The organism is Streptomyces sp. NPDC044061, assembly GCF_056434305.1.
In genome coordinates, this window is sequence record NZ_JBWKFL010000016.1 from 76,183 (window position 1) to 101,442 (window position 25,260).

At 71.1% G+C, this 25,260-nt stretch carries 23 protein-coding genes; 17 read left to right on the plus strand and 6 right to left on the minus strand.

Going from position 1 to position 25,260, the window contains the following annotated elements:
* Positions 1-19: 19 nt before the first annotated feature.
* The 6 genes from AC07CM_RS26035 (at position 20) to AC07CM_RS26060 (ending at position 7,577) form a co-directional block, all read left to right on the plus strand.
* Entirely contained in the window at positions 20-1,771 is a 1,752-nt protein-coding gene (locus AC07CM_RS26035; protein WP_478878856.1) for an ABC transporter substrate-binding protein, read from the plus strand.
* Between the two features lie 72 nt (positions 1,772-1,843).
* Positions 1,844-2,851 (plus strand): ABC transporter permease, encoded by a 1,008-nt coding sequence (locus tag AC07CM_RS26040; RefSeq protein WP_478878857.1) that lies wholly within the window; start codon positions 1,844-1,846, stop codon positions 2,849-2,851.
* Complete coding sequence (locus AC07CM_RS26045) at positions 2,848-3,942, plus strand: ABC transporter ATP-binding protein (RefSeq protein ID WP_478878858.1); 1,095 nt, start codon at positions 2,848-2,850, stop codon at positions 3,940-3,942. Before AC07CM_RS26040 ends, AC07CM_RS26045 begins: the two co-directional genes overlap by 4 nt.
* On the plus strand, positions 3,939-5,378 hold the full coding sequence (locus AC07CM_RS26050; RefSeq protein ID WP_478878859.1) for an ABC transporter ATP-binding protein: 1,440 nt from the start codon (positions 3,939-3,941) through the stop codon (positions 5,376-5,378). Before AC07CM_RS26045 ends, AC07CM_RS26050 begins: the two co-directional genes overlap by 4 nt.
* Before the next feature lie 100 nt (positions 5,379-5,478).
* Positions 5,479-6,870, plus strand: a complete 1,392-nt coding sequence (locus tag AC07CM_RS26055; RefSeq protein WP_478878860.1) for a M1 family metallopeptidase — start codon at positions 5,479-5,481, stop codon at positions 6,868-6,870.
* 47 nt (positions 6,871-6,917) lie between these two features.
* The gene (locus AC07CM_RS26060) at positions 6,918-7,577 is read left to right on the plus strand and encodes a trimeric intracellular cation channel family protein (RefSeq protein ID WP_478878861.1); all 660 of its coding nucleotides are present in this window, start codon (positions 6,918-6,920) and stop codon (positions 7,575-7,577) included.
* Here AC07CM_RS26060 and AC07CM_RS26065 read toward each other — a convergent pair.
* A complete protein-coding gene (locus AC07CM_RS26065) occupies positions 7,486-8,745 on the minus strand; it encodes an alpha/beta hydrolase (RefSeq protein WP_478878862.1) in 1,260 nt (419 codons plus the stop codon). The genes AC07CM_RS26060 and AC07CM_RS26065 overlap by 92 nt on opposite strands.
* Before the next feature lie 175 nt (positions 8,746-8,920).
* Here AC07CM_RS26065 and AC07CM_RS26070 point away from each other — a divergent pair, with 175 nt between their 5' ends.
* The gene (locus AC07CM_RS26070; RefSeq protein ID WP_478878863.1) at positions 8,921-9,781 is read left to right on the plus strand and encodes a thioesterase family protein; all 861 of its coding nucleotides are present in this window, start codon (positions 8,921-8,923) and stop codon (positions 9,779-9,781) included.
* Between the two features lie 312 nt (positions 9,782-10,093).
* On the opposite strand, the gene AC07CM_RS26075 is transcribed toward AC07CM_RS26070, so the two are convergent.
* Positions 10,094-10,693, minus strand: a complete 600-nt coding sequence (locus tag AC07CM_RS26075; RefSeq protein WP_478878864.1) for a TIGR03086 family metal-binding protein — start codon at positions 10,691-10,693, stop codon at positions 10,094-10,096.
* 102 nt (positions 10,694-10,795) lie between these two features.
* On the opposite strand from AC07CM_RS26075, the gene AC07CM_RS26080 reads away from it, so the two are divergent.
* Positions 10,796-11,776 (plus strand): helix-turn-helix transcriptional regulator, encoded by a 981-nt coding sequence (locus AC07CM_RS26080; RefSeq protein WP_478878865.1) that lies wholly within the window; start codon positions 10,796-10,798, stop codon positions 11,774-11,776.
* 484 nt (positions 11,777-12,260) lie between these two features.
* Here the strand turns inward: AC07CM_RS26080 and AC07CM_RS26085 are convergent, their stop codons facing one another.
* Positions 12,261-12,887, minus strand: a complete 627-nt coding sequence (locus AC07CM_RS26085; RefSeq protein ID WP_478878866.1) for a TetR family transcriptional regulator — start codon at positions 12,885-12,887, stop codon at positions 12,261-12,263.
* A 156-nt stretch (positions 12,888-13,043) separates the two neighbouring features.
* Here AC07CM_RS26085 and AC07CM_RS26090 point away from each other — a divergent pair, with 156 nt between their 5' ends.
* The 3 genes from AC07CM_RS26090 to AC07CM_RS26100 all read left to right on the plus strand — a co-directional run bounded on the left by AC07CM_RS26090 (position 13,044) and on the right by AC07CM_RS26100 (position 15,065).
* Positions 13,044-13,211, plus strand: a complete 168-nt coding sequence (locus tag AC07CM_RS26090; protein WP_478878867.1) for a hypothetical protein — start codon at positions 13,044-13,046, stop codon at positions 13,209-13,211.
* Positions 13,212-13,241: 30 nt separating this feature from the next.
* The gene (locus tag AC07CM_RS26095; protein ID WP_478878868.1) at positions 13,242-13,517 is read left to right on the plus strand and encodes a DUF4190 domain-containing protein; all 276 of its coding nucleotides are present in this window, start codon (positions 13,242-13,244) and stop codon (positions 13,515-13,517) included.
* 378 nt (positions 13,518-13,895) lie between these two features.
* Positions 13,896-15,065 carry a cysteine desulfurase family protein gene (locus AC07CM_RS26100; RefSeq protein ID WP_478878869.1) on the plus strand — a complete coding sequence of 390 codons (1,170 nt, stop codon included), beginning with the start codon at positions 13,896-13,898 and terminating at the stop codon, positions 15,063-15,065.
* 89 nt (positions 15,066-15,154) lie between these two features.
* Here the strand turns inward: AC07CM_RS26100 and AC07CM_RS26105 are convergent, their stop codons facing one another.
* On the minus strand, positions 15,155-15,823 hold the full coding sequence (locus AC07CM_RS26105) for an N-acetylmuramoyl-L-alanine amidase (RefSeq protein ID WP_478878870.1): 669 nt from the start codon (positions 15,821-15,823) through the stop codon (positions 15,155-15,157).
* 60 nt (positions 15,824-15,883) lie between these two features.
* Between AC07CM_RS26105 and mnmA the strand changes: the two genes are divergently transcribed.
* Complete coding sequence (gene mnmA, locus AC07CM_RS26110) at positions 15,884-17,011, plus strand: tRNA 2-thiouridine(34) synthase MnmA (RefSeq protein WP_478878871.1); 1,128 nt, start codon at positions 15,884-15,886, stop codon at positions 17,009-17,011.
* Between the two features lie 3 nt (positions 17,012-17,014).
* Here mnmA and AC07CM_RS26115 read toward each other — a convergent pair whose 3' ends face one another.
* Both AC07CM_RS26115 and AC07CM_RS26120 read right to left on the minus strand, forming a co-directional pair.
* A complete protein-coding gene (locus AC07CM_RS26115) occupies positions 17,015-17,797 on the minus strand; it encodes an alpha/beta fold hydrolase (RefSeq protein WP_478878872.1) in 783 nt (260 codons plus the stop codon).
* A gap of 37 nt (positions 17,798-17,834) precedes the next feature.
* Positions 17,835-18,158 (minus strand): DUF427 domain-containing protein, encoded by a 324-nt coding sequence (locus AC07CM_RS26120; RefSeq protein ID WP_478878873.1) that lies wholly within the window; start codon positions 18,156-18,158, stop codon positions 17,835-17,837.
* 51 nt (positions 18,159-18,209) lie between these two features.
* On the opposite strand from AC07CM_RS26120, the gene AC07CM_RS26125 reads away from it, so the two are divergent.
* The 5 genes from AC07CM_RS26125 to AC07CM_RS26145 all read left to right on the plus strand — a co-directional run bounded on the left by AC07CM_RS26125 (position 18,210) and on the right by AC07CM_RS26145 (position 25,235).
* Entirely contained in the window at positions 18,210-18,749 is a 540-nt protein-coding gene (locus AC07CM_RS26125) for an LOG family protein (RefSeq protein WP_478878874.1), read from the plus strand.
* A gap of 7 nt (positions 18,750-18,756) precedes the next feature.
* The gene (locus AC07CM_RS26130) at positions 18,757-19,455 is read left to right on the plus strand and encodes an SDR family oxidoreductase (RefSeq protein WP_478878875.1); all 699 of its coding nucleotides are present in this window, start codon (positions 18,757-18,759) and stop codon (positions 19,453-19,455) included.
* Positions 19,456-19,509: 54 nt separating this feature from the next.
* Entirely contained in the window at positions 19,510-20,517 is a 1,008-nt protein-coding gene (locus tag AC07CM_RS26135) for a methionine synthase (protein WP_478878876.1), read from the plus strand.
* 15 nt (positions 20,518-20,532) lie between these two features.
* Positions 20,533-22,728 carry an NAD-dependent DNA ligase LigA gene (gene ligA / locus AC07CM_RS26140; RefSeq protein ID WP_478878877.1) on the plus strand — a complete coding sequence of 732 codons (2,196 nt, stop codon included), beginning with the start codon at positions 20,533-20,535 and terminating at the stop codon, positions 22,726-22,728.
* 260 nt (positions 22,729-22,988) lie between these two features.
* Positions 22,989-25,235: a putative bifunctional diguanylate cyclase/phosphodiesterase gene (locus AC07CM_RS26145; RefSeq protein ID WP_478878878.1), complete on the plus strand. Its 2,247-nt coding sequence runs from the start codon at positions 22,989-22,991 to the stop codon at positions 25,233-25,235.
* Positions 25,236-25,260 lie beyond the last annotated feature (25 nt).

Sequence of the window (25,260 nt, forward strand, 5' to 3'; positions counted from 1 at the left end):
GGAGGGGAAAGCGCCCATCATGCGAAGGTCAGCGCTGGCCGCGATCGCGGCCATCGGCTCCGCCAGTCTGCTCGTGGCAGGCTGCAGCAAGGCCGATGACAACAAGGGAGACAACGGCACCGCGTCGGCCGGCGCCAACGCCGCGACCAAGGGCGTCGTCAACGCCTCCGACAAGAAGGGCGGCACGCTCACCTACGAGCTGTCCGACGTGCCGGACTCCTTCGACCCCGGCAACACGTACTACGCGTACATGTACAACCTCAGCCGGCTCTACGCACGTCCGCTGATGACCTTCCAGCCCGGTGCGGGCGAGAAGGGCAACACGCTCGTCCCGGACCTCGCCGCGAGCAAGGGCGTTCCGAGCGACGGCGGCAAGACCTGGACGTACAAGCTGCGTTCCGGTCTGAAGTACGAGGACGGCACCGCCATCACCTCGAAGGACGTCAAGTACGCCGTCGAGCGCTCCAACTTCGCGCGTGACGTGCTCTCCCTCGGCCCGAACTACTTCCAGCAGTTCATGGCCGGAGGCGACAAGTACAAGGGCCCCTACAAGGACAAGAGCGCCAAGGGCCTGTCCTCCATCGCGACGCCGGACGACACCACGATCGTCTTCCACCTGAACCAGGCCTTCCAGGAGTTCGACTACCTGGTCGCCGCCCCGCAGACGGCTCCGGTGCCCCAGGCGAAGGACAAGGGCGTCGACTACGTCAAGAGCATCGTCTCCTCGGGCTCCTACAAGTTCCAGAGCTACGAGGACGGCAAGCAGGCCGTCCTGGTGCGCAACGAGAACTGGGACCCGAAGACCGACCCGCTGCGCAAGCAGCTGCCGGACAAGATCGTCGTCAAGCTGAAGGTCAACCCGGAGACCATCGACCAGGACGTCATGGCCGGTGACGCCATCGACCTGGCCGGTACGGGTGTCCAGGCCTCCACGCAGGCCAAGGTGCTCACCGACACGTCGAAGAAGGCCGGCACCGACAACACCTACGGTGGCCGTCTCGTCTACATGGCGATCAACACCAAGGTGAAGCCTTTCGACAAGGTCGAGTGCCGCAAGGCCGTGCAGTACGCGATCGACAAGGTCTCGGTGCAGACCGCCGAGGGCGGCCCGATCCGCGGTGACATCGCCTCCACGGTCCTGCCCCCGGACATCCCGGGCTACGCGAAGTCCGACGTCTACGCGACCACCGGCAACAAGGGTGACGCCGCCAAGGCCAAGGAGCAGCTGAAGGCCTGCGGCAAGTCGTCGATCACGACCAACATCTCGGCCCGCTCGGACCGTCCGCAGGAGATCGACGCCGCCACGGCGATCATCAACTCGCTGAAGACGGTCGGCATCAACGCCAGCCTGAAGCAGTACCCGTCCGGCAAGTACTTCACCGACTACGCGGGTGTGCCGAAGTTCACCGAGAAGCAGAACATCGGCCTGATCATGATGCAGTGGGGTGCCGACTGGCCCTCCGGCTACGGCTTCCTGCAGCAGATCCTGAACGGCAAGGCGATCAGCCAGTCCGGCAACACCAACCTGTCGCAGTACGACAACAAGGACGTCAACAGCCTTCTGGGCAAGGCCATCGGCACGCAGGACGACACCGCGCGCAACGGCCTGTACACCCAGATCGACAAGAAGACCATGGACGATGCCGTCCTCGTCCCGCTGACCTACTTCAAGGTCCTGCTGGCCCGCCCGCAGAACTACACCAACCTGGTTTCCACGGCGGCCTTCAGCGGTCAGTACGACTACCTCAACATCGGCGTCGCGTCGAAGTAGCAGCCCCGGAAGGCAGGTGAAGGCATTGGTGCCCGCGGGCTTCGCGGCCCGCGGGCACCAGCGCCGGTCCCCGTGATCTCGTACATCCTCCGCCGGACGTTCGCGGCAGTGATCCTGCTGCTGGTCGTCTCCGCGGTCACTTTCGCCATCTTCTTCCTGCTGCCGCGACTCGCCGGCCAGACAGCGGACCAGTTGGCGCAGCAGTACATCGGCAAGAGCCCGTCGAAGGCGGACATCGTCGCTGTCAAGCACAACCTCGGTCTGGACCAGCCTGTCTACGTCCAGTACTGGCACTTCATCAAGGGGATCGTGGCCGGCGCCACCTACGACCTCGGCCCCACCACGGTGCACTGCGACGCACCCTGCTTCGGTTACTCCTTCAAGAACCACCAGGCAGTGTGGCCGGAGCTCACCTCGCGTATTCCGATCACCCTCTCGCTGGCCGTCGGTGCCGCCGTGCTGTGGCTGGTCTCGGGCGTGGCGGCCGGTGTCGTCTCCGCGCTGAAGCCGCGCTCGGTCCTCGACCGGGCCTTCATGGGCATCGCGCTCACCGGCGTCTCGCTGCCCATGTTCTTCACGGGCAACCTGGCGATCCTGCTCTTCACCTATCAGTGGCCGATCTTCGGCAAGACGTACGTCCCGTTCACCGAGAACCCGTCGCAGTGGGCCAACACCCTCTTCCCGGCGTGGTGTTCGCTCGCCCTGCTGTACTCCGCCATCTACGCGCGGCTCACCCGCTCGGGCATGCTGGAGACGATGAACGAGGACTTCATCCGCACGGCCCGCGCCAAGGGCCTGCGGGAACGCACCGTCGTCACCCGGCACGGACTGCGCGCCGCGCTCACCCCGATCATCACGGTCTTCGGCATGGACCTCGGCCTGCTGCTCGGCGGTGCCGTGATCACGGAGTCGGTGTTCTCGCTGCCCGGCATCGGCCAGTACGCGGTGCAGGGCATCACCGACAACGACCTGCCCAAGATCCTCGGCGTGACGCTCCTCGCCGCCTTCTTCGTCGTCTTCGCAAATCTCGTGGTGGACGTGCTCTACGCCGCCGCCGACCCGCGGGTGAGGCTCTCGTGACCGAACTCTCCAAGACCGGCGCCGCCGTGGGCGAGCCCACCTCCACCGGCAAGACGCCCGAGGCCTTCCTCGAGGTCCGCGACCTCAAGGTGCACTTCCCGACCGACGACGGCCTGGTCAAGTCCGTCGACGGGCTCAGTTTCTCGCTGGAGAAGGGCAAGACCCTCGCCGTCGTCGGCGAGTCCGGATCCGGCAAGTCGGTCACCTCGCAGGCCATCATGGGCCTGCACCGGCTCGGCACCCGCGGCAAGAACGTGCGGATGTCCGGCGAGATCTGGCTGGACGGCAAGGAACTGGTCTCCGCCGCCCCGGCCGAGGTGCGCAAGCTCCGCGGCCGTGAGATGGCGATGATCTTCCAGGACCCGCTGTCCGCGATGCACCCGTACTACAAGGTCGGCGACCAGATCGTCGAGGCCTACCGGGTGCACCACGACGTCAGCAGGAAGGTCGCCCGCAAGCGGGCCATCGAGATGCTCGACCGCGTCGGCATCCCCGAGCCGGCCAAGCGCGTCGACGGCTACCCGCACGAGTTCTCCGGCGGTATGCGCCAGCGCGCCATGATCGCCATGGCGCTGGTGAACAACCCCGAGCTGCTCATCGCGGACGAGCCGACCACCGCCCTCGACGTCACCGTCCAGGCGCAGATCCTCGACCTCATCCGGGACCTGCAGAAGGAGTTCGGCTCCGCGGTCATCATGATCACCCACGACCTCGGTGTGGTCGCCGAGATCGCCGACGACGTCCTCGTGATGTACGGCGGCCGGTGTGTGGAGCGCGGTCCGGCCGGCGAGGTCTTCGACCAGCCGCAGCACCCCTACACCTGGGGTCTGCTCGGCTCGATGCCCCGCATCGACCGCGACACCTCCGAACGGCTCATCCCGGTCAAGGGCCAGCCGCCGAGCCTCATCAACGTCCCCTCGGGCTGCGCCTTCCACCCGCGCTGCCCGTACGCGGACATCCCCAAGGGGAACGTCACCCGCACGGTGCGCCCCGAGCTGGAGCAGGTGAGCACCGGGCACTGGTCCGCCTGCCACCTCCCGGCCGAGGACCGTGAGCGGATCTGGACCGAAGAGATTGCGCCGAAGCTGTGAGTGAGACCAAGAAGACGGACGAGGCCCAGGCCGTGATCCCGCAGCAGGCGTCCGCTCCCGAGGACCGTGACGTGCTGCTCAAGGTCGAGGGCCTGACCAAGCACTTCCCGATCAAGAAGGGCATTCTCCAGCGCCAGGTCGGCGCGGTGAAGGCCGTCGACGGCATCGACTTCGAGGTGCGCAAGGGCGAGACCCTGGGCGTGGTCGGCGAGTCGGGCTGCGGCAAGTCGACCATGGGCCGGGTCATCACCCGGCTCCAGGACCCGACCGGCGGCCGGATCACCTTCGACGGGCGGGACATCACCCGGCTGCGGACCGGGCAGATGCGTCCGCTGCGCCGCGACATCCAGATGATCTTCCAGGACCCGTACGGCTCCCTGAACCCCCGTCACACCATCGGCTCGATCGTCTCGGCGCCGTTCCGGCTGCAGGGCGTGGAGCCCGAGGGCGGGGTGAAGAAGGAGGTCCAGCGGCTCCTCGAACTGGTCGGCCTGAGCCCCGAGCACTACAACCGCTACCCGCACGAGTTCTCCGGCGGTCAGCGCCAGCGCATCGGCATCGCCCGCGCGCTCGCCCTGAAGCCGAAGCTGGTGGTGGCCGACGAACCGGTGTCCGCGCTGGACGTGTCGATCCAGGCGCAGGTCGTGAACCTCATGGACGACCTCCAGGAGGAGCTCGGCCTCACCTACGTGATCATCGCCCACGACCTCTCCGTGGTGCGGCACGTCTCGGACCGCATCGCGGTGATGTACCTCGGCAAGATCGTCGAACTCGCCGACCGCACCTCGCTGTACGAGTCGCCGATGCACCCGTACACCAAGGCCCTGATGTCGGCCGTGCCGGTGCCGGACCCGAAGCGCCGGGGCCAGAAGAGCGAGCGCATCCTGCTGCGCGGCGACGTGCCCTCGCCCATCGCCCCGCCGTCCGGCTGCCGGTTCCACACCCGCTGCTGGAAGGCGACGGAGATCTGCAAGACGACCGAGCCGCAGCTCGTGGAGCTGAAGCCGGGTCAGCGGGTCGCCTGCCACCACCCGGAGAACTTCGCCGACCAGGCACCGCAGGACACGGTCCTGCTGTCGGCCGCGAAGAAGGCGTCGGAGCTGGTCCCGGACGCGGTCGTCTCCGGCGGTTCGGCGGAGAAGGAACCCGTGGCGGAGAAGACGGTGGCTGCCGAGGAGACGGCTGTTTCCGAGGAGAGGGCTGCCGAGGAGACGGCTGCTGACGAGACGCCTGTTTCCGAGGACACCGCGGCTGCCGAGGACGAGTCGGTCGCCGAGGAGGCGGCCGCTTCCGAAGCCGCGGCGGAGTCCGGCGCCAAGACCGGTCCGGGTGCGAAGACCTCGACCGGGAAGGCCGCGCCCGAGGCCGACGCTCCCGCCGAGGAGCCCGCCGGCAAGGCGCCCGCCGACGACTCCCAGGAGTCAACCGACAAGTAGCACATGACAACTGGGCAAAGTCATGTACATGCCTGGACGGGAGAGTGCAGAGTCGTCCGTGTCCGACCACTGATCGGTACACGCTCGAAAGGGACGACTCATGGCACTCTCCCGTTCGGCACGTTTAGCGGCCCTCGCCACCGCGGCGGCCTCCTACCTCGTCATCGCCGCCGCACCCGCCCCCACCGCAGGCGCACCCGGCATCGGTGACCCCTACTTCCCGCAGCTCGGCAACGGCGGCTTCGACGCCCGCCACTACACGCTGGACATCGCCTACGCCCCGGACACCGGCCGCCTGGACGGCCGTACGACCCTCACGGCGCGCGCCACCCAGAACCTCTCCTCCTTCGACCTCGACCTGCAGCAGCTGGAGATCACGAAGGTCGAGGTCAACGGCAGACGCGCCGGGTTCACCCGGGACGGCGACGAGGTCACCGTCACCCCGCGCCGCACCCTGCCCAGGGGCCGCGACTTCACGGTCACCGTGACCTACGGCGGCATACCCGAGGCCCTCGGCGGCCCCATCGTCTTCGGCTCCAAGTACGGCTGGATGAAGACCGGTGACGGTGTCTTCGTCGCCTGCGAGCCCAACGCCGCCTCCACCTGGTTCCCGTCCAGCGACCACCCCGCCGACAAGGCCACCTACGACATCCGGATCAAGGCGCCCAAGGGCCTGACCGGCGTCTCCAACGGCCGGCTCGTGTCGACGTTCGACCGGGGCGGCTCGACGTACACGCACTGGCGGGAGAGCCGGCCGATGGCCACCTACCTCGCCACCGCCACCATCGGGAAGTTCGACGTGCGCACCGGCCGCACCCCGGGCGGCATCCCGATCTACGTCGCCGTCGACCCCGTGCTGAAGAACGGCAACGGCGTCGACGTGTACGCCGTCACCGCCGCCGCCACCGACTACTGGTCGCGGGTCTTCGGCCCGTACCCCTTCGAGGAGACCGGCGCCATCGTCGACGACATGCCCGAGGCCGGGTTCTCGCTCGAGGTGCAGAGCAAGCCCGCCTACTCGGCCGTGCGCAACGAGTCGACCATCGTGCACGAGCTGGCCCACCAGTGGTTCGGCGACTCGGTGAGCGTGGCCCGGTGGAAGGACATCTGGCTCAACGAGGGCTTCGCCACCTACGCCCAGTGGCTGTGGGCCGAACACCAGGGCACCCGCACGGCCCACGACTCCTTCCTCGCCGCCTACGACGCCCGCCCCGCCGACTCCTCCTTCTGGCAGATCGAGGTGGCCGACCCGCAGCGCGACACGATGTTCGCCTCCGCCGTCTACCAGCGCGGCGCGATGGCACTCCAGGCTCTGCGGGAGCGGATCGGCGACAAGGCGTTCTTCAGGCTGCTGCCCACCTGGACCAGGCTCCACCGCTACGGCAACGCGGACACCGCCGACTTCATCCGCCTCGCCGAGCGGATCAGCGGACAGCGGCTGGACGACCTGTTCGACAACTGGCTCTTCACAACAGGGAAACCGTCCCTGTGAGCCTGGCTTTGTAAGGTTCACGCACTCTGACAGGCGAGAATGGCAGGGTGCAGCTGCAACAACTCTTCAGTCCCTCCGTCCAGCACACGCTCGATGTCATCGGCATCTTCGTGTTCGCGATCTCCGGCGCCCTGCTCGCCATCCGGAAGAACTTCGACGTGTTCGGCATCGCCGTGCTCGCCGAGGCCACCGCGCTGGGCGGGGGACTGTTCCGCGACCTGGTCATCGGGGCCGTACCGCCGGCCGCCTTCACGGACCTCGGGTACTTCCTCACCCCCCTGCTGGCCACGCTGGTGGTGTTCTTCCTGCACCCGCACGTGGAGCGGATCCAGACGGGCGTCCTGGTCTTCGACGCGGCCGGCCTCGGCCTGTTCTGCGTCAGCGGTACGACGAAGGCGTACAGCTACGGCCTCAACCTCACCGCGTCCGCGACCCTGGGCCTCGCCACCGCGGTCGGCGGTGGCGTGATCCGGGACGTGCTCGCCAACGAGGTGCCGTCGCTGCTGCGCTGGGACCGCGACCTGTACGCGGTCCCGGCGATCGTCGGCGCCACCATGGTGGTGCTGTGCATCCACTACGACGCCCTGACCTCGCTCACCAGCGGGCTCGCGGTCGTCACCGCCTTCGTCCTGCGCCTGCTGGCGATGAAGTTCCACTGGCGAGCGCCGCGTGCGTGGAACCGCCGGTCGACGGTGACCGAGGAGTAGCCCCGGCGAGGGTCCCGGTGAGCGACCGGTCCTCGCCCCGGGCGTGGTTCTGGCCCATCTGCAGGGTCAGCCAGCGGAACACCGTCGGTACCTGCGGCCGCCACAGCGCCATGGTGTGGCCGCCCGCGCTGCGCGGCAGGAACACCACGTGCACGGTCGTCGGTGCCTTGGCGACGGACTCCAGCGCCACGCCCGCCTGGTAGCCGTCACCGGACTCGCCGGAGATGTACATCGCGATGCGGGGCGGTACGGCCGCCTTCCTCAGCAGCAGATAGGGATTGTTCTCGGCGCGCAGCGCGGGGTTCTGGGAGGCGAGCGAGTTGCGCTCGCCGATCGGGTCGTTGTAGCCGGACATGCTCACCGCGGCCCGGTACCTGTCCGGGTGTGCCACGGCGAGCTTGACGGCGCAGTGCGCGCCCGCGGAGTACCCGGCCACCGCCCAGCCCCGCGGCGCCGGCTGGGCCCGGAAGTTGTCCGTGACCATCTTCGGCACGTCGATGCTGAGCCAGCTGTCGGCGTTGACCTGGCCGGGGATGTTGGCGCAGCCGGTGTCCACGCCGGCCAGCAGGTTGGTGCGCGGCGCGACCAGGATGAAGGGCGCCACCCGGCCGCTCCTCATCAGCGGCAGCAGCTGCTCGTGCGCCTTCAGCGACCCGAACCAGGCCTTCGCCGAGCCCGGGTAGCCGGGGAGCAGTTCCACCACCGGGAACTTCTTGCCACGGTAGGCCGGATCGTCGTACTGGGGCGGCAGCCAGACATAGACCTCGGCGTTCACTCCGGAGACCCGGCCCCTGAGCTGGGTGACGCGCACCCCGCCGGCCGCGCGCATACCGGGCCCGTCGGCCGCCCTGAAGACCTGCCTGACCTTGGGCAACCGCTTCAGCGCTATCCCGCCGGTGCCGTCCCGGCCGAGGTCGGCGGCCTGCTGGACGTGGTTGCCGGTGCCGAGCAGGTCGGCCCAGTTGTCGTACAGGTTGTTCTGGTTGTTGACCAGCACGAAGACCAGCGTGACGGCCGTGCCCTGGGCGAACAGCAGCATCAGCACCCGGGCGACGGCGCGCAGGGGCCTGGGCCCCCGCATCCGAGACCAGAGCGCGAGCGGCAGTATGAGGGCGACGACCGCCAGCACGGTCGTCGTGTAGAGGAACGGAGTCCCGGTGAGGCTCATGTCCCCATAGAGGGGAAACGTGGGACGGGGGTTGTGGACGTGTCCGGACACTTACCTAGAAATTGCCGGGATCTCACCCGGGGGTGGGATCCGGTCGTCCGGGTGTCCGGATCCCGTCATCCTGCCGCAACATAGAAAGCTACCGCTTAGTAATTTCCTGTTGTACCGTTCACTCATGCCAGAAGCAGCTACCGCACGCGTCGGACGTGCCGTGATCGGCGACAGCGAGTTCGACCGCGACACCGCGGTCACCCGGCGCGAGCCCGGGGTCTACGACATCGACCTCTCCGCCGGCTGGACCATCATCAACGCCGTCAACGGCGGCTATCTGCTGGCCGTTCTCGGCCGGGCCCTCGCGGACACCCTCCCGCACCCGGACCCCTTCACCATCTCCGCGCACTACCTGACCGCGTCCCAGCCGGGCCCGGCGGTCGTGCGCACGGAGACGGTCCGCACCGGCCGCACCCTCTCCACCGGCCAGGCCGCGCTCTTCCAGTACGACGACGAGGGCAACGAGGTCGAGCGCATCCGCGTCCTCGCCTCCTACGGCGACCTCTCCGACCTCCCCGACGACGTCCGTACGACGGCGGTTCCGCCCGCGATCCCACCGCTGGAGCAGTGCTTCGGCCCGGACGACTCGCCCGCCCCGGTGCCGGGCAGCTCGGCCATCACCGACCGGCTGATGCTCAAGCTGGATCCCGCCACCCTCGGCTGGGCGCTCGGCGCGCCCTCGGGCAAGGGCGAGATGCGCGCGTGGTTCGGCCTCGCCGACGGCCGCGACGCAGACCCGCTCTCCCTCCTCCTCGCGGTGGACGCCCTGCCGCCCACCGCCTTCGAGATCGGCCTCAAGGGCTGGGTGCCCACGGTCGAACTCACCGTCCACGTACGCCACCGCCCGGCCCCCGGCCCGTTGCGCGTGTCGATCACCACCCGCAACCTGGCCGGTGGCTTCCTCGAGGAGGACGCCGAGGTCTGGGACGGCGAGAACCGCCTGGTGGCCCAGTCCCGACAGCTCGCCCGCGTCAGGCTGAGCTGAGCGGAGGCCTCCGGCGCGGTCGGCCGCTGGGGCTGTGGCTCCGGGCGGGGCGGGACGGGGGCGGCCGCGCCGGCGCCTCCGGTGAGGGCGGACGGCCCGGCCGCGGCACCGAACGGCATGCGTCGGGCTCGGCTGCGGTGTGTGCCGGGGGGCGACCGGGCGGAAGCCTTCGGCGAGGTCGGGGGCGGGGATGCGGCGTCGGGCGGGGCCGGGGGCCCACGCGCCGGCATCCGAGCCGGGCGCCGACGCCCGGGTGCGCCCCGGCGAGGAACTGATCGCCGCCGGCCCGGGTGCCCGCCCGGGTGGCGTGCCTCAGGCTCGGGTGAGGGGTGCGCGGCCCATCCAGGCTGCCAGGCGGTCGTAGACTCCGGCTCCCTCGGCGGCCTCGCGGCGGGCCTCGAAGGGGGTCTCCGCGTCGCGGGGGCGGGAGTCCGGCAGCACCCGGCGGGCGGTGTCGAGGGCGAACTCGCCCAGCTCAGGGTCGAGTTCGTGCGGGTGACCGAGCGCCTCGGCGAGGTCCCAGGTGTGCGTCACGATCTCCATGACGTATCCCGAAAGCGCCGCGTGCCCGGGCACCTCGCCCCACGGCACCCGCACCGGGGCCGTCATCCGCTCGTCGGACTCCCACGCCTTCAGGACGCGCACGCGCACCTCGTCGTAGGCCGCCGCCCAGCCGTCGTCCGCGACGCCCTCGGTGAACGGGCGCACCGCCAGTCCGTCGCCGCCCTCGCCCACCACGGCGATCCGCAGGGTGCCGCCGACGACGTGGCTGAGCAGGGCCCGTACGTCGAACTCGGTACAGGGCGTCGGGCCGTCGAGCTGCTCGGGACGCACCGTCCTGATGAGCGCGGCCGCCTGCTCGGTGGCGCGGGTGTATACGGGGCGCGGGTCGGTGTATCCGGTGGTGGTCATGGTGTGTGCCTCTCCCTTGGTCGGTACGGAGAGGATGCGCGGAAAACCTGACAGATTCCGTCAACATTTGCGCGGGATCCGCAGCGGCGCGATTCTGGGGGCGTGAAGTCCGACCGGCTGCTGTCGATCCTGCTCCTCCTGCAGACCCGGGGCCGCGTCCCCGCACACGAACTCGCCGACCGGCTCGAGGTCTCCGTGCGCACCATCTACCGGGACATCGAGGCGCTGTCGGCCTCCGGCGTGCCCGTGTACGCCGAGCGCGGCAGGCACGGCGGCATCGAACTCCTCGCCGGATTCCGCACGGACGTCACCGGCCTGACCGCCGACGAGTCCCGCGCCCTGTTCATCCTGGCCGCCCAGGGTGCCCATGCCGCGCTCGGTCTCGACGCGGCGCTCGGCTCGGCCCTGCGCAAGGTGATGGCGGCCCTGCCGGCACCGCACCGGCCCGCCGCCGAGGTCACCAGCCGCCGCGTCCTGGTCGACGCCACCCGCTGGAGGAGCGGCCCGCAGCAGGCCGTCGACCTGGAGGTGCTGCAGGACGCGGTGTTCACCGACCGGCGGCTGAGACTGCGCTACCGGCACAGCGGGGAGCGGGAGCCGCGGACATACACCGTGGACCCGTACGGCCTGGTCGCCAAGGCCGGGGTCTGGTACCTGGTCGCCGACCGGCGCGGCGCACCGCGGCTGTTCCGCGCCGACCGGGTGCGCTCGGCACGGCTGCTCGAGGATCCCGTGCGACGCCGGCCCGGCGTCGAACTCGCCGACGTCTGGGAGGTGCTGCGCCGCCAGGTGGAGGAGCGGCCCGAGGACGGCATCGACGTCACGGTGCGGGTGCGGCGCGAGCGCCTCGACATGTTCCAGCGCATGGCCGTCGCACAGCTCACCGAACTCCCCGACGACGACGGGGAGGACGACTGGGTCACCGCCCGGTTGTCCTACCCGGTGCTGCGCGCGGTGCGCCAACTGCTCGCTTTCTCCGACCAGGTGGAGATCCTCGATCCGCCCGAGGCGCGCGCGGAGCTGGTGAGAGCCGTCCGCTCTGTCACGGCCCTGTACCAGGGGGCGAGCCGTGGCGGCGGCTGAAGTCGCAGGTGAGCGGCGGTACTTGGGATGTGCTTTACCTGATTGACAGTCCGGGGACAGGAGGTGCCCAAGAACGCCCTGAGCGCCGCTGATTCAGCGCCCGCCTCAGGACTCCCTCATCTTCCGTGGAGCTGTCTCTCATGAAGCGTGCACGCCTCGTCCCCGCCGTCGCCCTGCCGGCGCTGTCCCCGCTGCTGCTGACCGCGTGCGGCTCGGGCGACTCGTCCTCCTCGACCAGCGGTGACTCCGGCCGGCAGCAGGCCTGTCAGACCCCCTCCGGCATGCCGACCCACGGGCCGGCCGTCGGGCGCGCCCTCGGGCATGCCCAGCGGGGCGCCCGGCGGCGGCCAGGGCGGTCCCGGTGGCGGCTGTGTCGGGCCGGACGGGGGCCGAGGCCAGGGTCGGGCGACGGGGCAGACGGGTGGTCAGGGTCAGGCCCGGCAGGGCTGACCGAAAAGGAGCGTCAGGACGGACGGGGAGCGCGTCAGTCCAGCCAGTGCCGGCGGCCGATGCTGATGAGCCGCATCTGCCGGATGGCGAGCTGGGTGACGCGCTCCCGCTCGTCCTCGGGCGCCTCCAGCGCCTCCAGGAACAGGGAGGCCGTGATGAGCATCTGGTCGACGTAGAGGTGCGCGAGCATCAGCAGGTCGTCGTCGGGCCAGCCCTCGGCCTGCGGGTCCTTGGCCAGCTCGGCCTTCACCTCGTCGGCGAACCGGGCCAGTTGGTCCCGGATGGCCTCCCGCACCGGCTGAACTCCGCCATGTCGCTCACGGGCGATAAAACGGACATGGGCGGGGTACGCGTCCACGTGACGGGCGATCAGTTCGATGGCACGTGTGATGCGTTCCTGGCTGTCGCCCGCCGTGGACACCGTCGTCCGCACCATCGGGTGAAGGCTGCCCAGCGCCTCGTCGACCAAGGCCACACCGAGGTCGGCGGTGGAGCGGAAGTGCCGGTAGAAGGCCGTCGGGGCGACGCCCACGGCGCGGGTGACCTCGCGCAGACCGAGGCTGCTCAGACTCTGCTCCTCCAGCAGCGCGAGCGCCGCGTCCAGGAACGCCTGCCGGGTCTTCTGCTTCTGGGCCTGCCGGATGCCGAGGGTGTGACTCATGTCATCCAGTTAACAACTGTTCTCTGGAATTGAAAAGCCGTGCGACGCGCTAGACTCCAAGTCAGTGAACAAGTGTTACTACAACTGTTCACCGAAATTTCACAGAGGCCAAAACAGAGGCCAACACGAGGCAACCCGGAGGGGGGATCTGATCCCATGCTGTTCCTCGTCGCCGCACTCATGCTGCTCGGTGTCGTGCTGGGCACCGTCGCTCACGCACCGCTGACCGTCACCGCCGTCGTGGCCGCCGTCATCGCCGTCTGGCTCGGCATCTTCGCGATCCGCGAGCGTCACGGCCGCCGTCGCCAGACCTCGGCCGACTGACCGTCCGCAACGACCTCCAGGAGGGGCACCATGCAACTCACCGCACCGGCCACGAGCCGTACCACCGACACACGCCCGCGTGACGCCGACGGCATGGCCGTGGCGTCCTTCATCCTCGGCCTCCTCGGCCTGCTGGTCCTCAACATCTTCCTCGGCCCGATCGCCATCGTCCTCGCCGCCGTCGCCCTGTGGCGCGGGACGTCCCGCCGAGGCCGCGCATACCTCGGCCTGACCCTGGGCGTGGCCGACCTGGCGGTTCTGCTGATCGCCATGGAAGTCTCCAACACGGTGTCCTGGAGCCTGTGACGAGCCCGGCCCCGAGGACGACGGGGCAGAGCCGCCCCACTCCGGCTACGACGGCAGGCACCCGCCCGCCCATGCGAGACGGGCCGCCGCCGACCACCGTCATCACCGCTGCCGCCGCGGGCGATCGCTCCGCCGGGCGGAACGGGTGGGCACGGCCGACAGCGCCGGGCGCGCCGCCACCTGGGCCGGGTGCGGTCGGCGCAAGGCGCAGCCGCACGCCGTGCCGGGCACGTTGCCACCAAGGCCGGCCGCAGGGCGCAGCCGCACGCCGCAACGGAGGTGAGCCGTAGTCGGCCGACGGCAAACAGGCACGTCGCCCCAACCCCGGGTACTCACCGCGGAGGCAGCCCGCAAGGGCACCGTAGAATCGGCCTCACCATGGCTTACCTCGACCACGCCGCGACGACCCCGATGCTCCCGGAGGCGGCGGAGGCGCTGACCGCCCAGCTGAGCATCACCGGCAACGCGTCCTCCCTGCACGCCTCCGGCCGCCGGGCCCGCCGCACGGTCGAGGAGTCCCGCGAAGCCCTTGCCGAGTCGCTGGGCGCCCGACCCAGCGAGGTCGTTCTCACCTCGGGCGGCACCGAGGCCGACAACCTCGCGGTGAAGGGCCTGTACTGGTCCCGTCACGACGCCGACCCCTCCCGCACCCGCATCCTGGCCAGCCCCGTCGAGCACCACGCCGTACTCGACGCCGTGCACTGGCTCGGTGAACACGAGGGCGCCACCGTCGAGTACCTCCCCGTCGACTCCCACGGCCGCGTCCATCCCGACGCGCTGCGCGAGGCCGTCGCCCGCAACCCCGACGACGTCGCCCTGGCCACCGTGATGTGGGCCAACAACGAGATCGGCACGGTCATGCCGGTCCGTGAACTCGCCGACGTGACGACGGAGTTCGGCATCCCGCTGCACGCCGACGCGGTCCAGGCCTTCGGTCAGGTCCCGGTCGACTTCGGCGCCTCCGGCCTCGCCGCGATGACCGTCTCCGGCCACAAGATCGGCGGCCCGTACGGCATCGGCGCGCTGATCCTCGGCCGCGAGTACACCCCCGTACCCGTCCTGCACGGCGGCGGCCAGGAACGCCACGTCCGCTCCGGCACTCTCGACGTCCCCGCCGTCGCCTCCTTCGCCGTGGCCGGCCGGCTCGCCGCCGAGCAGCGCGAGTGGTTCGCCCGCGAGATCGGCGCCCTGCGCGACCAGCTGGTCGACGCCGTCCGCAAGGCCGTCCCGGACGCGATCCTCGGCGGTGACCCGGCGCCGGGGGGCCGCCTCCCTGCCAACGCGCACTTCACCTTCCCCGGCTGCGAGGGCGACTCCCTGCTGCTCCTGCTGGACGCCCAGGGCATCGAGTGCTCCACCGGCTCCGCCTGCACGGCGGGGGTCGCCCAGCCCAGCCACGTCCTGCTCGCCACCGGCACCGACCCGGACCTGGCACGCGGCACCCTGCGCTTCTCCCTCGGCCACACCTCCACGGAGGCGGACGTCGAGGCCGTCGCCCAGGCGATCGGACCGGCCGTGGAGCGGGCCCGCGCGGCGGGCCTGACCTAGGGCCTCCCTTTCGGATCCTGCCGGGGTCGGACAGAAGGCGCCGTCGCTCCGAGTCGGCCTGATCCGGAGGAAAGGCCCTGACCCGCCCGCTACGGCCTGGCACGCTCGGCGCGGACCAGCCGCAGATACCGCTCCCAGTCCCAGAACCGCCCCGGATCCGTGTGGTCCGTCCCGGGCACCTCCACGTGCCCGATGACGTGCTCCCGGTCGGCGGGTATGCCGTAGCGCCCGCATATCGCCGCCGTCAGCCGGGCCGAGGCCGCGTACATCGCGTCCGTGAAGGAGGAGGCGTCCTCCACGAAGCCCTCGTGCTCGATGCCGACACTGCGCTCGTTGTACGCGCGGTTGCCCGCGTGGAAGGCCACGTCCAGCTCGCGTATCAGCTGGGTGATCCGACCGTCCCTGCGCACGATGTAGTGCGCGGCGGCGGCGTGCGACGGGTCCTGGAAGGCCTTCACCGCCGACTCGTAGCCGCCCTGCGTGACATGGATGACCACCCGGTCGACCGTGTAGTCGTCCGGCCGGTCCGCGCGCCGGTAGTTCGCCGGAGAGGCCGCCACCCAGCGCGCGCCCCGGAAGTCGACCGCCCCCGCCACCCGCGGCTTCTCCATCCCGGGCAGCCGCCACCACAGGTGGGACAGCTCCTCGCGGGCCAGCACGGCCGTGCCCACAGCGGCCGCGAGCCCGCCGACGAGCAGGGCCCGCCGCCCCAGCCGCCGGTCCCCGTCGCCCGCTGTCACCTCTGTCGTCGCCCCCACGTGATCACCAACGGATATCCGGCGGCTCCGGTTCCCGCGCCCCCGTATCCTGGAAGGGCTATGACTGACACCCCGCAGCGCCCCCGCCTCCTCCGCGTCCTCGCCGCCATGTCCGGCGGGGTCGACTCCGCCGTCGCCGCCGCGCGCGCCGCGGAAGCCGGCCACGACGTCACCGGCGTCCATCTCGCGCTCTCCGCGAACCCCCAATCCTTCCGCACCGGCGCGCGGGGCTGTTGCACCATCGAGGACTCGCGGGACGCCCGTCGCGCCGCCGACGTCATCGGCATCCCGTTCTACGTGTGGGACCTCGCCGACCGCTTCCGCGAGGACGTCGTCGAGGACTTCATCGCCGAGTACGAGGCCGGCCGCACCCCCAACCCCTGCCTGCGCTGCAACGAGAAGATCAAGTTCGCCGCGCTGCTGGACAAGGCCCTGGCCCTCGGCTTCGACGCGGTGTGCACCGGTCACTACGCGAAGGTGATCGTCGGGGAGGACGGCTCGCGCGAGCTGCACCGCGCCTCCGACATGGCCAAGGACCAGTCGTACGTGCTCGGCGTCCTGGACGACAAGCAGCTCGCCCACGCGATGTTCCCGCTCGGCGACACGGTCACCACCAAGGAGGAGATCCGCGCCGAGGCCGAGCGCCGGGGCCTGGCGGTGGCCAAGAAGCCGGACTCGCACGACATCTGCTTCATCGCCGACGGCGACACCCAGGGCTTCCTGGCCGGGCGGCTCGGCAAGGCGGAGGGCGACATCGTAGACGAGTCCGGCGCCAAGCTGGGCACGCACGACGGCGCGTACGGCTTCACCATCGGCCAGCGCAAGGGGCTGAGGATCGGCAACCCGGCCCCGGACGGCAAGCCCCGCTACGTCCTCGACATCTCCCCGGTGAACAACACGGTGACCGTCGGCCCGGCCGCCGCCCTGGACGTCAGCGCGCTGACCGCGATCAAGCCGCGCTGGTGCGGCACCGCCCCGGCCGGCCCGGGCACCTACACCGCCCAGCTCCGCGCCCACGGCGGCGAGACCGAGGTCGCCGCGGAACTGGTCGACGGAGAACTGCGCGTCCGCTTCACCGAGCCGGTCCGCGGCGTCGCCCCCGGCCAGGCGATCGTCCTGTACGACGGCACGCGCGTGGTCGGCTCGGCGACGATCGCGACGACGCGGGCCACGGCAGCGCCGGTGTAGGGCCTACTCCGCGCAGAAGTCCGCGAGCACGGGGGCGAGGACGGCCGGTTCCACCATGTGGGTCTGGCCCTCCAGCTCGAGGTACGTGCCCTGGGGCACCGCCGCGGCGACCGCCCTGCCCGCCTGCCGCATCCACTCCGGGCTCGCCCCGCCCGCCACGGACAGCACCGGCACGGAGATCGCGGCGAGCCGGTCCCCGGGCAGCAGGCCGTCGCCCATGACCGCGTCGTCGTACGCCAGACTCGGCGCGACCGCCTCCATCCCGGCCCACATCGGTGACTGGCGGGCGCCCCGGATCATCTCCTCGCCGAGGCCCGTCAGCCGCAGGAACAGCTCGACGGCGTCCCCGTGCCGGCCCTCCCTCAGGGCCGTGTTCAGGTTCTCCTTGTACGCGGCCTCGCGTTCGGCGCCGCTCTCCAGACGGTCGGCGAAAGGCACCTCGTACACGGCCACCTGACGGGCCGGCAGCCCGCTCGCGGCCGCCTCGAGCACCAGCGCGCCACCCGAGGACACGCCGAACAGCACCACCTCACCGCCCACCGCGTCGACCAGCGCCGCCAGGTCCTCGACCTCGCGCTCCACCGCGTAGGGCGCCGTGTCCCCGCTCCCGCCGCGGCCCCGGCGGTCGTACACGACGGCGGTGCAGCGGTCCGCCAGCCGGTGCGCCAGGGGCGCCATGGTGCCGCCGGTGGACATAGCGCCGCTCACCAGGATCACGGTCGGCCCCTGGCCGGTCACTTGGTACGCGAGGGAGGTTCCGTCGCGGGAAGTCGTCTTCTTGTCCATGCCGTCGCAGACTGCCGTACGGCAGGGAATTAAGCGGTCACGACACGTCGACCTCGTAGAAGCAGAGGTGATCCTTGATCTCGGCCACGTCCGGCTTCGGATCCGGATAGGCCCACACCAGGTCGGGCGCGTCCGGCAGCGACCAGTAGGAAGCGGTGCCCTTGAACGGGCAGACGGTGTGCGTGTCGGAGGGCGTGAGCAGTTCGAGGCGGACGTCCTCGGCGGGGATGTAGTACCGCGCCGGACAGCCCGTCTCGCGCAGCACGAGGGGACGGTCGGTCTCCGCGAGCACCTGGTCGCCGTGCACCACGCGCACGTGCTGCTCGCCCTTCTCGATGGTGATCGTGTGTCCTTGAGCCATACCAGGACAGCGCCGGCGGGGCCGTACTTCTTCCCACGTACGGTGGGGGACATGAACATCTGCGTCTTCCTCTCCGCCGCCGACCTCGACGAGCGCTACACCCGTCCCGCGCGCGAGTTCGCGGAACTGCTCGGCAAGGGCGGCCACACCCTGGTGTGGGGCGGCTCCAACGTCGGACTGATGAAGGTCGTCGCCGACGGTGTGCACGAGGCGGGCGGCAGGCTGCTCGGCGTCTCGGTGGAGTTCCTGTCGGCGAAGGCGCGGCCCGGTGCCGACGAGATGGTCATCGCCGCCGACCTCGCCGAACGCAAGAAGCTGCTGCTGGAGAAGGCCGACGCCGTGGTCATCATGGTGGGCGGCACGGGGACGCTGGACGAGGCCACCGAGATCCTGGAGCTGAAGAAGCACGGCCGGACCGAGAAGCCGGTGGTGCTGCTGAACACTGCCGGCTTCTACGACGGCCTCGAGGAGCAGTTCCGCCGCATGGAGGAGGAGGGCTTCCTGCCCCGCCCCCTGTCCGAGCTGGTGTTCTTCGCCGCGGAGCCGGTCGGCGCGCTGGCCTACCTGGAGGAGTCGCTGGGCATCCGGTGATGCGAGCATGGCGGGCATGGCAACTCATGTGATCACCGGGGCCGGTTCCGGCATCGGCGCGGCCGTCGCCCGCCGGCTGCACGCGCGCGGCGACGAACTCGTCCTGCACGCGCGCGACGCGGGCCGAGCGAAGGAGCTGGCCGCCGAGTTCCCGGGGGCGCGCACCCTGGTGGGCGACCTCGCGGACCCCGACAGGCTCTCCTGGGCCTTCTCCCACCAGACGCTGCCGGACCGGGTCGACTCGCTCCTGCACATCGCCGGTGTCGTGGACCTCGGCGAGGTCGGCGAGCTGACCCCCAAGTCCTGGCACCGGCAGCTCAACGTCAACCTGATCGCCCCGGCCGAGCTGACCCGGCACTTCCTGCCCCAGCTGCGCACCGCCCGCGGTCATGTGATCTTCGTCAACTCCGGCGCCGGACTCGACGCCCACGCCGGCTGGTCCGCCTACGCCGCCTCCAAGCACGGCCTGAAGGCCCTGGCCGACTCCCTGCGCCACGAGGAGCACGGCAACGGCGTCCGCGTCACCTCCGTCTACCCCGGCCGCACCGCCAGCCCCATGCAGGCCAAGGTCCACCAGCAGGAGGGCAAGGAGTACGACCCGGGCCGGTGGATCGACCCCGAGTCGGTGGCCACGACGATCCTCATGGCCCTGGACCTGCCGAAGGACGCCGAGGTCAACGACCTGACGGTGCGGCCGGGCCGCTGAACCGGGCACCAGGGGGCGGAGCCCCTGGTGCGCCGCACGGCATACCCTGCGGTGGTGAGTGAGAACAGCCAGTTCACCTTCGGCCCCGCCACCGGCATCGGCTCCATGCCCGGCGGCGACGCCCGGGAGGCCGCCAAGACCGTCACCGGCAGCTTCGAGGACTTCCCGTTCCTCGCCGAACTGCCCGCGCGGGGACCCGGCGCCGACATGATCGGCCGGACCGCGGGCATGCTGGTCGAGCTGTACGCGCGCGTGGAGCCCAGCGGCTGGCGGATCGGCGACCGTCCGGGGCGGGACACCAAGCGGGCCCGTTCCTGGCTGGGTGAGGACCTCGACGCGCTGGAGGAGTTCACCCAGGGCTACGAGGGCGACCTCAAGGTGCAGGCCGTCGGCCCGTGGACGCTGGCCGCCGCCCTGGAGCTGAAGAACGGCGAGGCGGCCCTGTCGGACGCCGGTGCCTGCCGCGACCTGGCCGCCTCGCTGGGGGAGGGCCTGCGGCAGCACCTCGCCGAGGTCCGGCGCCGCGTCCCCGGCGCCCGGCTCGTCCTGCAGCTCGACGAGCCCTCGCTCACCGCCGTGCTGCGCGGGCAGGTGCGGACCGCCAGCGGCTACCGCACGCACCGGGCCGTGGACCGGCAGGTGGTCGAGGCCACGCTCCGGGACGTCGTCGCAGTGCACGGCGGCGGACCCGTCGTGGTCCACTCCTGCGCCCCCGACGTCCCGTTCGCCCTGCTGCGCCGGGCGGGCGCTGCCGCCGTCTCCTTCGACATGTCGCTCCTCACCGAACGTGACGACGACGCCCTCGGCGAGGCCGTGGAGGGCGGGACCCGGCTGTTCGCAGGTGTCGTGCCGGGCACGGACGGCCCATTGTCAGACCCTGCCGGTAGCGTCATGGGTGTCAGGACGCTGTGGCGCAGGCTGGGGCTGCGTCCCGGGCTGCTCGCGGAGGCGGTCACGGTCACCCCGGCATGCGGTCTCGCGGGCGCTTCCCCCGCCTGGGCGCGCCAGGTGCTCGCCCACTGCGTCCGGGCGGCGAGATCACTCGCGGACAACCCAGAGTAACGGGAGGACAACACGGTGGCCGGCGACAAGCAAGCGGAGACGACGGCGGTGCCCGCCGAGGCCCGCGACAAGCACGCCCAGCTCGCGGAGCAGGTCGAGGAGCACCGCTTCCGGTACTACGTGAAGGACGCTCCCGTCATCAGCGACGCGGAGTTCGACAGGCTCCTGAAGACTCTGGAGGCGCTGGAGGCGGAGTACCCCGAGCTGCGCACCCCGGACTCGCCCACCCAGAAGGTCGCGGGGTCGTACGCGACGGAGTTCACCGCGGTCGAGCACCGCCAGCGGATGCTCTCGCTCGACAACACCTTCAACGACGACGAACTCGCCGCCTGGGCCGACCGCATCGCGCGCGAACTGGGCGACCAGGAGTACCACTTCCTGTGCGAGCTGAAGGTCGACGGCCTCGCGGTCAACCTCACCTACGAGAACGGCCGCCTCACCCGCGCGGCGACCCGCGGCGACGGCCGCACCGGCGAGGACATCACCCCGAACGTCAGGACGATCGCGGAGATCCCGGACCGCCTCGAGGGCGACGAGGTACCCGACCTGGTGGAGATCCGCGGCGAGGTCTACTTCCCGATGGAGAAGTTCCTCGAGCTCAACGAACGCCTGGTCGCGGCCGGTGACAAGCCCTTCGCCAACCCGCGCAACGCCGCCGCCGGTTCACTGCGCCAGAAGGACCCGCGCGTCACCGCCACCCGCCCGCTGCACATGGTGGTCCACGGCATCGGCGCCCTGGAGGGCTTCTCGGGCATGACCCGCCTCTCCCAGGCGTACGACCTGCTGAAGACCTGGGGCCTGCCCACCTCCCGGCACAACCGCGTGGTCGACGACCTCGACGGCGTGCGCGCCTTCATCGCCCACTACGGCGAGAACCGCCACTCCGTGGAGCACGAGATCGACGGCGTCGTCGTCAAGCTCGACGAGATCCGCCTCCAGGGCCGCCTCGGCTCCACCGCGCGCGCCCCGCGCTGGGCGATCGCCTACAAGTACGCGCCGGAAGAGGTCAACACCAAGCTCATCGACATCAAGGTGGGCGTCGGCCGCACCGGCCGCGTCACGCCGTACGCCCAGGTCGAACCGGTCACGGTCGCGGGCAGCGAGGTCGAGTTCGCCACCCTGCACAACCAGGAGGTCGTCAAGGCCAAGGGCGTGCTCATCGGCGACACCGTGGTCATCCGCAAGGCCGGTGACGTCATCCCGGAGATCCTCGGCCCGGTGGTCGACCTGCGGGACGGCGGCGAGCGGGAGTTCGTGATGCCGAGCGAGTGCCCCGAGTGCGGGACGGCGCTGCGGCCCATGAAGGAGGGCGACATCGACCTCCGCTGCCCGAACGCCCGCACCTGCCCGGCCCAGTTGCGCGAGCGCGTCTCCTACCTCGCGGGCCGGGAATGCCTGGACATCGAGCACTTCGGCGCGGTGGCCGCCGCCGCGCTCACCCGTCCGCTGGAGCCTGCCGGCCCGCCGCTGGTGGACGAGGGCGACCTGTTCGACCTGACGGTGGAGAAGCTGCTGCCCATCAAGGCCTATGTCCTCGACCCGGACAGCGGCCTGCCCAAGCGGGACCCCAGGACGGGCGAGGAGAAGGTCGTCACGGTCTTCGCCAACCAGAAGGGCGAGCCGAAGAAGAACACCCTCGCGCTGCTGGAGAACATCGAGGCGGCGAAGACGCGTCCGCTCGCCCGCTTCCTGAACGGGCTCTCCATCCGGCACGTCGGCCCGGTGGCGGCGCAGGCCCTCGCGCGCGAGTTCCGTTCCATCGACCGCATCGAACAGGCCACGCAGGAAGAGCTGGCCACCACGGACGGCGTCGGCCCCATCATCGCCACCGCCCTCAAGGAGTGGTTCGCCGAGGACTGGCACCGCGAGATCGTCCGCAAGTGGAAGACCGCCGGAGTCCCGCTGGAGGACCAGGCATCGGGCGAGGACGAGGGGCCGCGCCCGCTGGAGGGGCTCACCGTCGTCGTCACCGGCACCCTGGAGAACTTCACCCGGGACGGCGCCAAGGAGGCGCTGCAGACCCGCGGTGCCAAGGTGACCGGTTCGGTTTCGAAGAAGACCGCGTTCGTGGTGGTGGGCGACAATCCGGGATCGAAGTACGACAAGGCGATGCAGCTCAAGGTTCCCGTTCTGAACGAGGACGGTTTCAGCGTCCTTTTGGAGCAGGGACCCGAGGCCGCGGCCGAAGTCGCGCTTCCGACCGGGGAGTAGCGGTTGAAGGCCACCCGTTCGGCGCATATCAGTTGCATACGGGTGGCCCGGGCGCATTCGGGCAACCGTCGACGACCGCTGCCCGAGGAAGCCTTCCGCGGCCTACTGTTGAGGTGTGCGCCTGCCGTGCCCAGCTGCGGTTGGGGCATCCCCCTGCCCGTGGAGGGCCACGGGGAAGGTTTCTTCGACGCGGAGCCGCTGATGGTTGTCGGGCATCGGGCCGCGTGGCGTGGGCACCGCCGGCTGTGAGAGGGACGGGAATGGAACCGACCGAGAGCGCCGCCCTGGACTCATGGCTGCGTCTGCGCCGCCGCGCGGTCGCGTGGCGGGGGAGCCGGTGGACCGGGCGGGGCGCGGAGCGCGCGGGCGCCCGGGTGCGCCCGGCCGGACCGGGCACCACCGCCGAGGCACACCCGCCGATCCCGCTGGCCATCGAGCCCGCCTCCGTGCTGCCCGGTGCCGACGCCGACACCGAACGGCAGCCGTCCTGGCCCGCCCTGCCCGCAGCCGTCGTGGCCGCCGCCGGACTCGCCCTGGGCGTCGGCTTCTACCGTGCCTTCACCGGCAACCACGCCCTCTTCCCGTGCGACACGCTCGGCTGGTCGCTGGCCGTGCTCACCGGCATCATCGTCGGCCACCTCGTGATGCTCGGCCGCGCCCGCTGGTGGGGCGGCACGGGCTCCGGCGCGGCCCTCACCCTCGCCGTCCTGCTGCTGTACGGCTGGGTGCCCGCCGGAATGGTCAGCCTCACCGTCGTCGTCCTGGTCGGCATAGCCAGGCGGCACCGCTGGCGGCAGGGCGTGCTGCACGGTGCCGTGGACATCCTCGGGATCGGCGCCGGCGCCCTGGTGCTCGGCTCCTTCGGGCGGGTCCCGAGCGTCGAGGAGCCCTGGCGGCCCGACAGTTGGGGCATCGCCACCGTGCCCGAGGTCGTGCTCGTCGCGGCCGGCTACCTCGCGGTCAGCCGCGGCCTGCTGTGGTACCTGCACGCACCGCGCGGCGGCGGAGTGCCCACCATCGCCCGCAGTGCCCTGGTCCGACAGGGTCTGGTCGCCGTCGCCCTGCTCGGCATCGCACCGCTGGTGTGCGTGGTCGCCGACGCCCAGCCGATCCTGCTCCCGCTGTTCGCCATCCCGCTGATCGCCCTCGACTCCACGCTGTGGATGGCCCGGGCCCGCGCCGAGGAGCAGTTGCGCGACCCGCTGACCGGACTGCCCAACCGGCAGTGGCTGCTGGAGCGAATATGGACGGCCCTCGACGACGCCGAGCGGATCGGCGCGCGGGCCGCCCTCATGCTGATCGACCTCGATCGTTTCCGGTCGGTGAACGACACCCTCGGTCATCTCGCCGGTGACCGGCTGCTGCTGCAGATCGCCGACCGGCTGCGGATCGCCCTGCCGCGCGGCGCGGAGGCCGCCCGGCTCGGCGGCGACGAGTTCGCCGTCTTACTGCCCGTCGCCGACTCCACCACGTCGGCCACGCGTGTCGCCCGCGGCCTCGTCGCCGCCCTCAGCTCCCCGCTCGACCTCGACGGGCTCACCCTCGTGCTGGAGGCCAGCGCGGGCGTCGCCGTCTTCCCCGACCACGCGCTGGACGCCGAGGGGCTGCTGCGGCGGGCCGACGTGGCGATGTACCAGGCGAAGCGGGACCGTACGGGCGTCGAGGTCTACGAGTCCAAGCGGGACTCCAACACCCCGGACCGGCTGGGCCTGCTGGGTGATCTGCGCCGGGCTCTGGACGCGCATGAGGTGCAGCTGCACTACCAGCCGAAGGTCCGCTTCGACGGGCAGGTCGCCGGGCTCGAGGCGCTGGTGCGGTGGGTGCATCCGGAGCGCGGGAAGGTTCCGCCGGACGAGTTCATAGCGATAGCCGAGTCCTCGGGGCTGATGCCCCATCTGACGGAGTACGTCCTGGAGACCGCGCTCGGACAGGTGGCGCGGTGGCGGGCGCAGGGGCTGCGGGTGCCGGTGGCCGTGAACGTCTCCCCGCGCGACGTCCACACGCCCGGCTTCGCCGGCTCCGTCGCCGCCCGGCTGGCGCGGCACGGCGTCCCCGCGGGAGCGCTCCAACTGGAGATAACCGAGCACGTGCTGCTGGAGGATCCGCAGCGGGCCGCCGACACCCTCGCCGGGCTCACCGGGCACGGCGTGAAGATGTCCCTGGACGACTTCGGCACCGGGTACTCCTCGCTGGTGCACCTGCGCAGGCTGCCGGTGAGCGAGCTGAAGATCGACCGGTCCTTCGTGGCCCGGCTGGCCGTGGACACCGAGGACGCGGAGATCGTGCGCTGCACGGTCGACCTGGCGCACTCGCTGGGGCTGCTCGTCGTCGCCGAGGGCGTGGAGGACGATGAGACCTGGGAGCGGCTGCGGGACCTCGGCTGTGACGCGGTGCAGGGCTGGCTGGTCGCCGCGGCGATGCCGCCCGAGGAGACGACGGCGTGGCTGCTGGCGCGGGGCTCCCGCGGCTGGCAACGCCCACGAGCGGCGCTGCCGGCCGCCGAGTAGTTCTTTTCTCCCGCCTGCCCGCTGG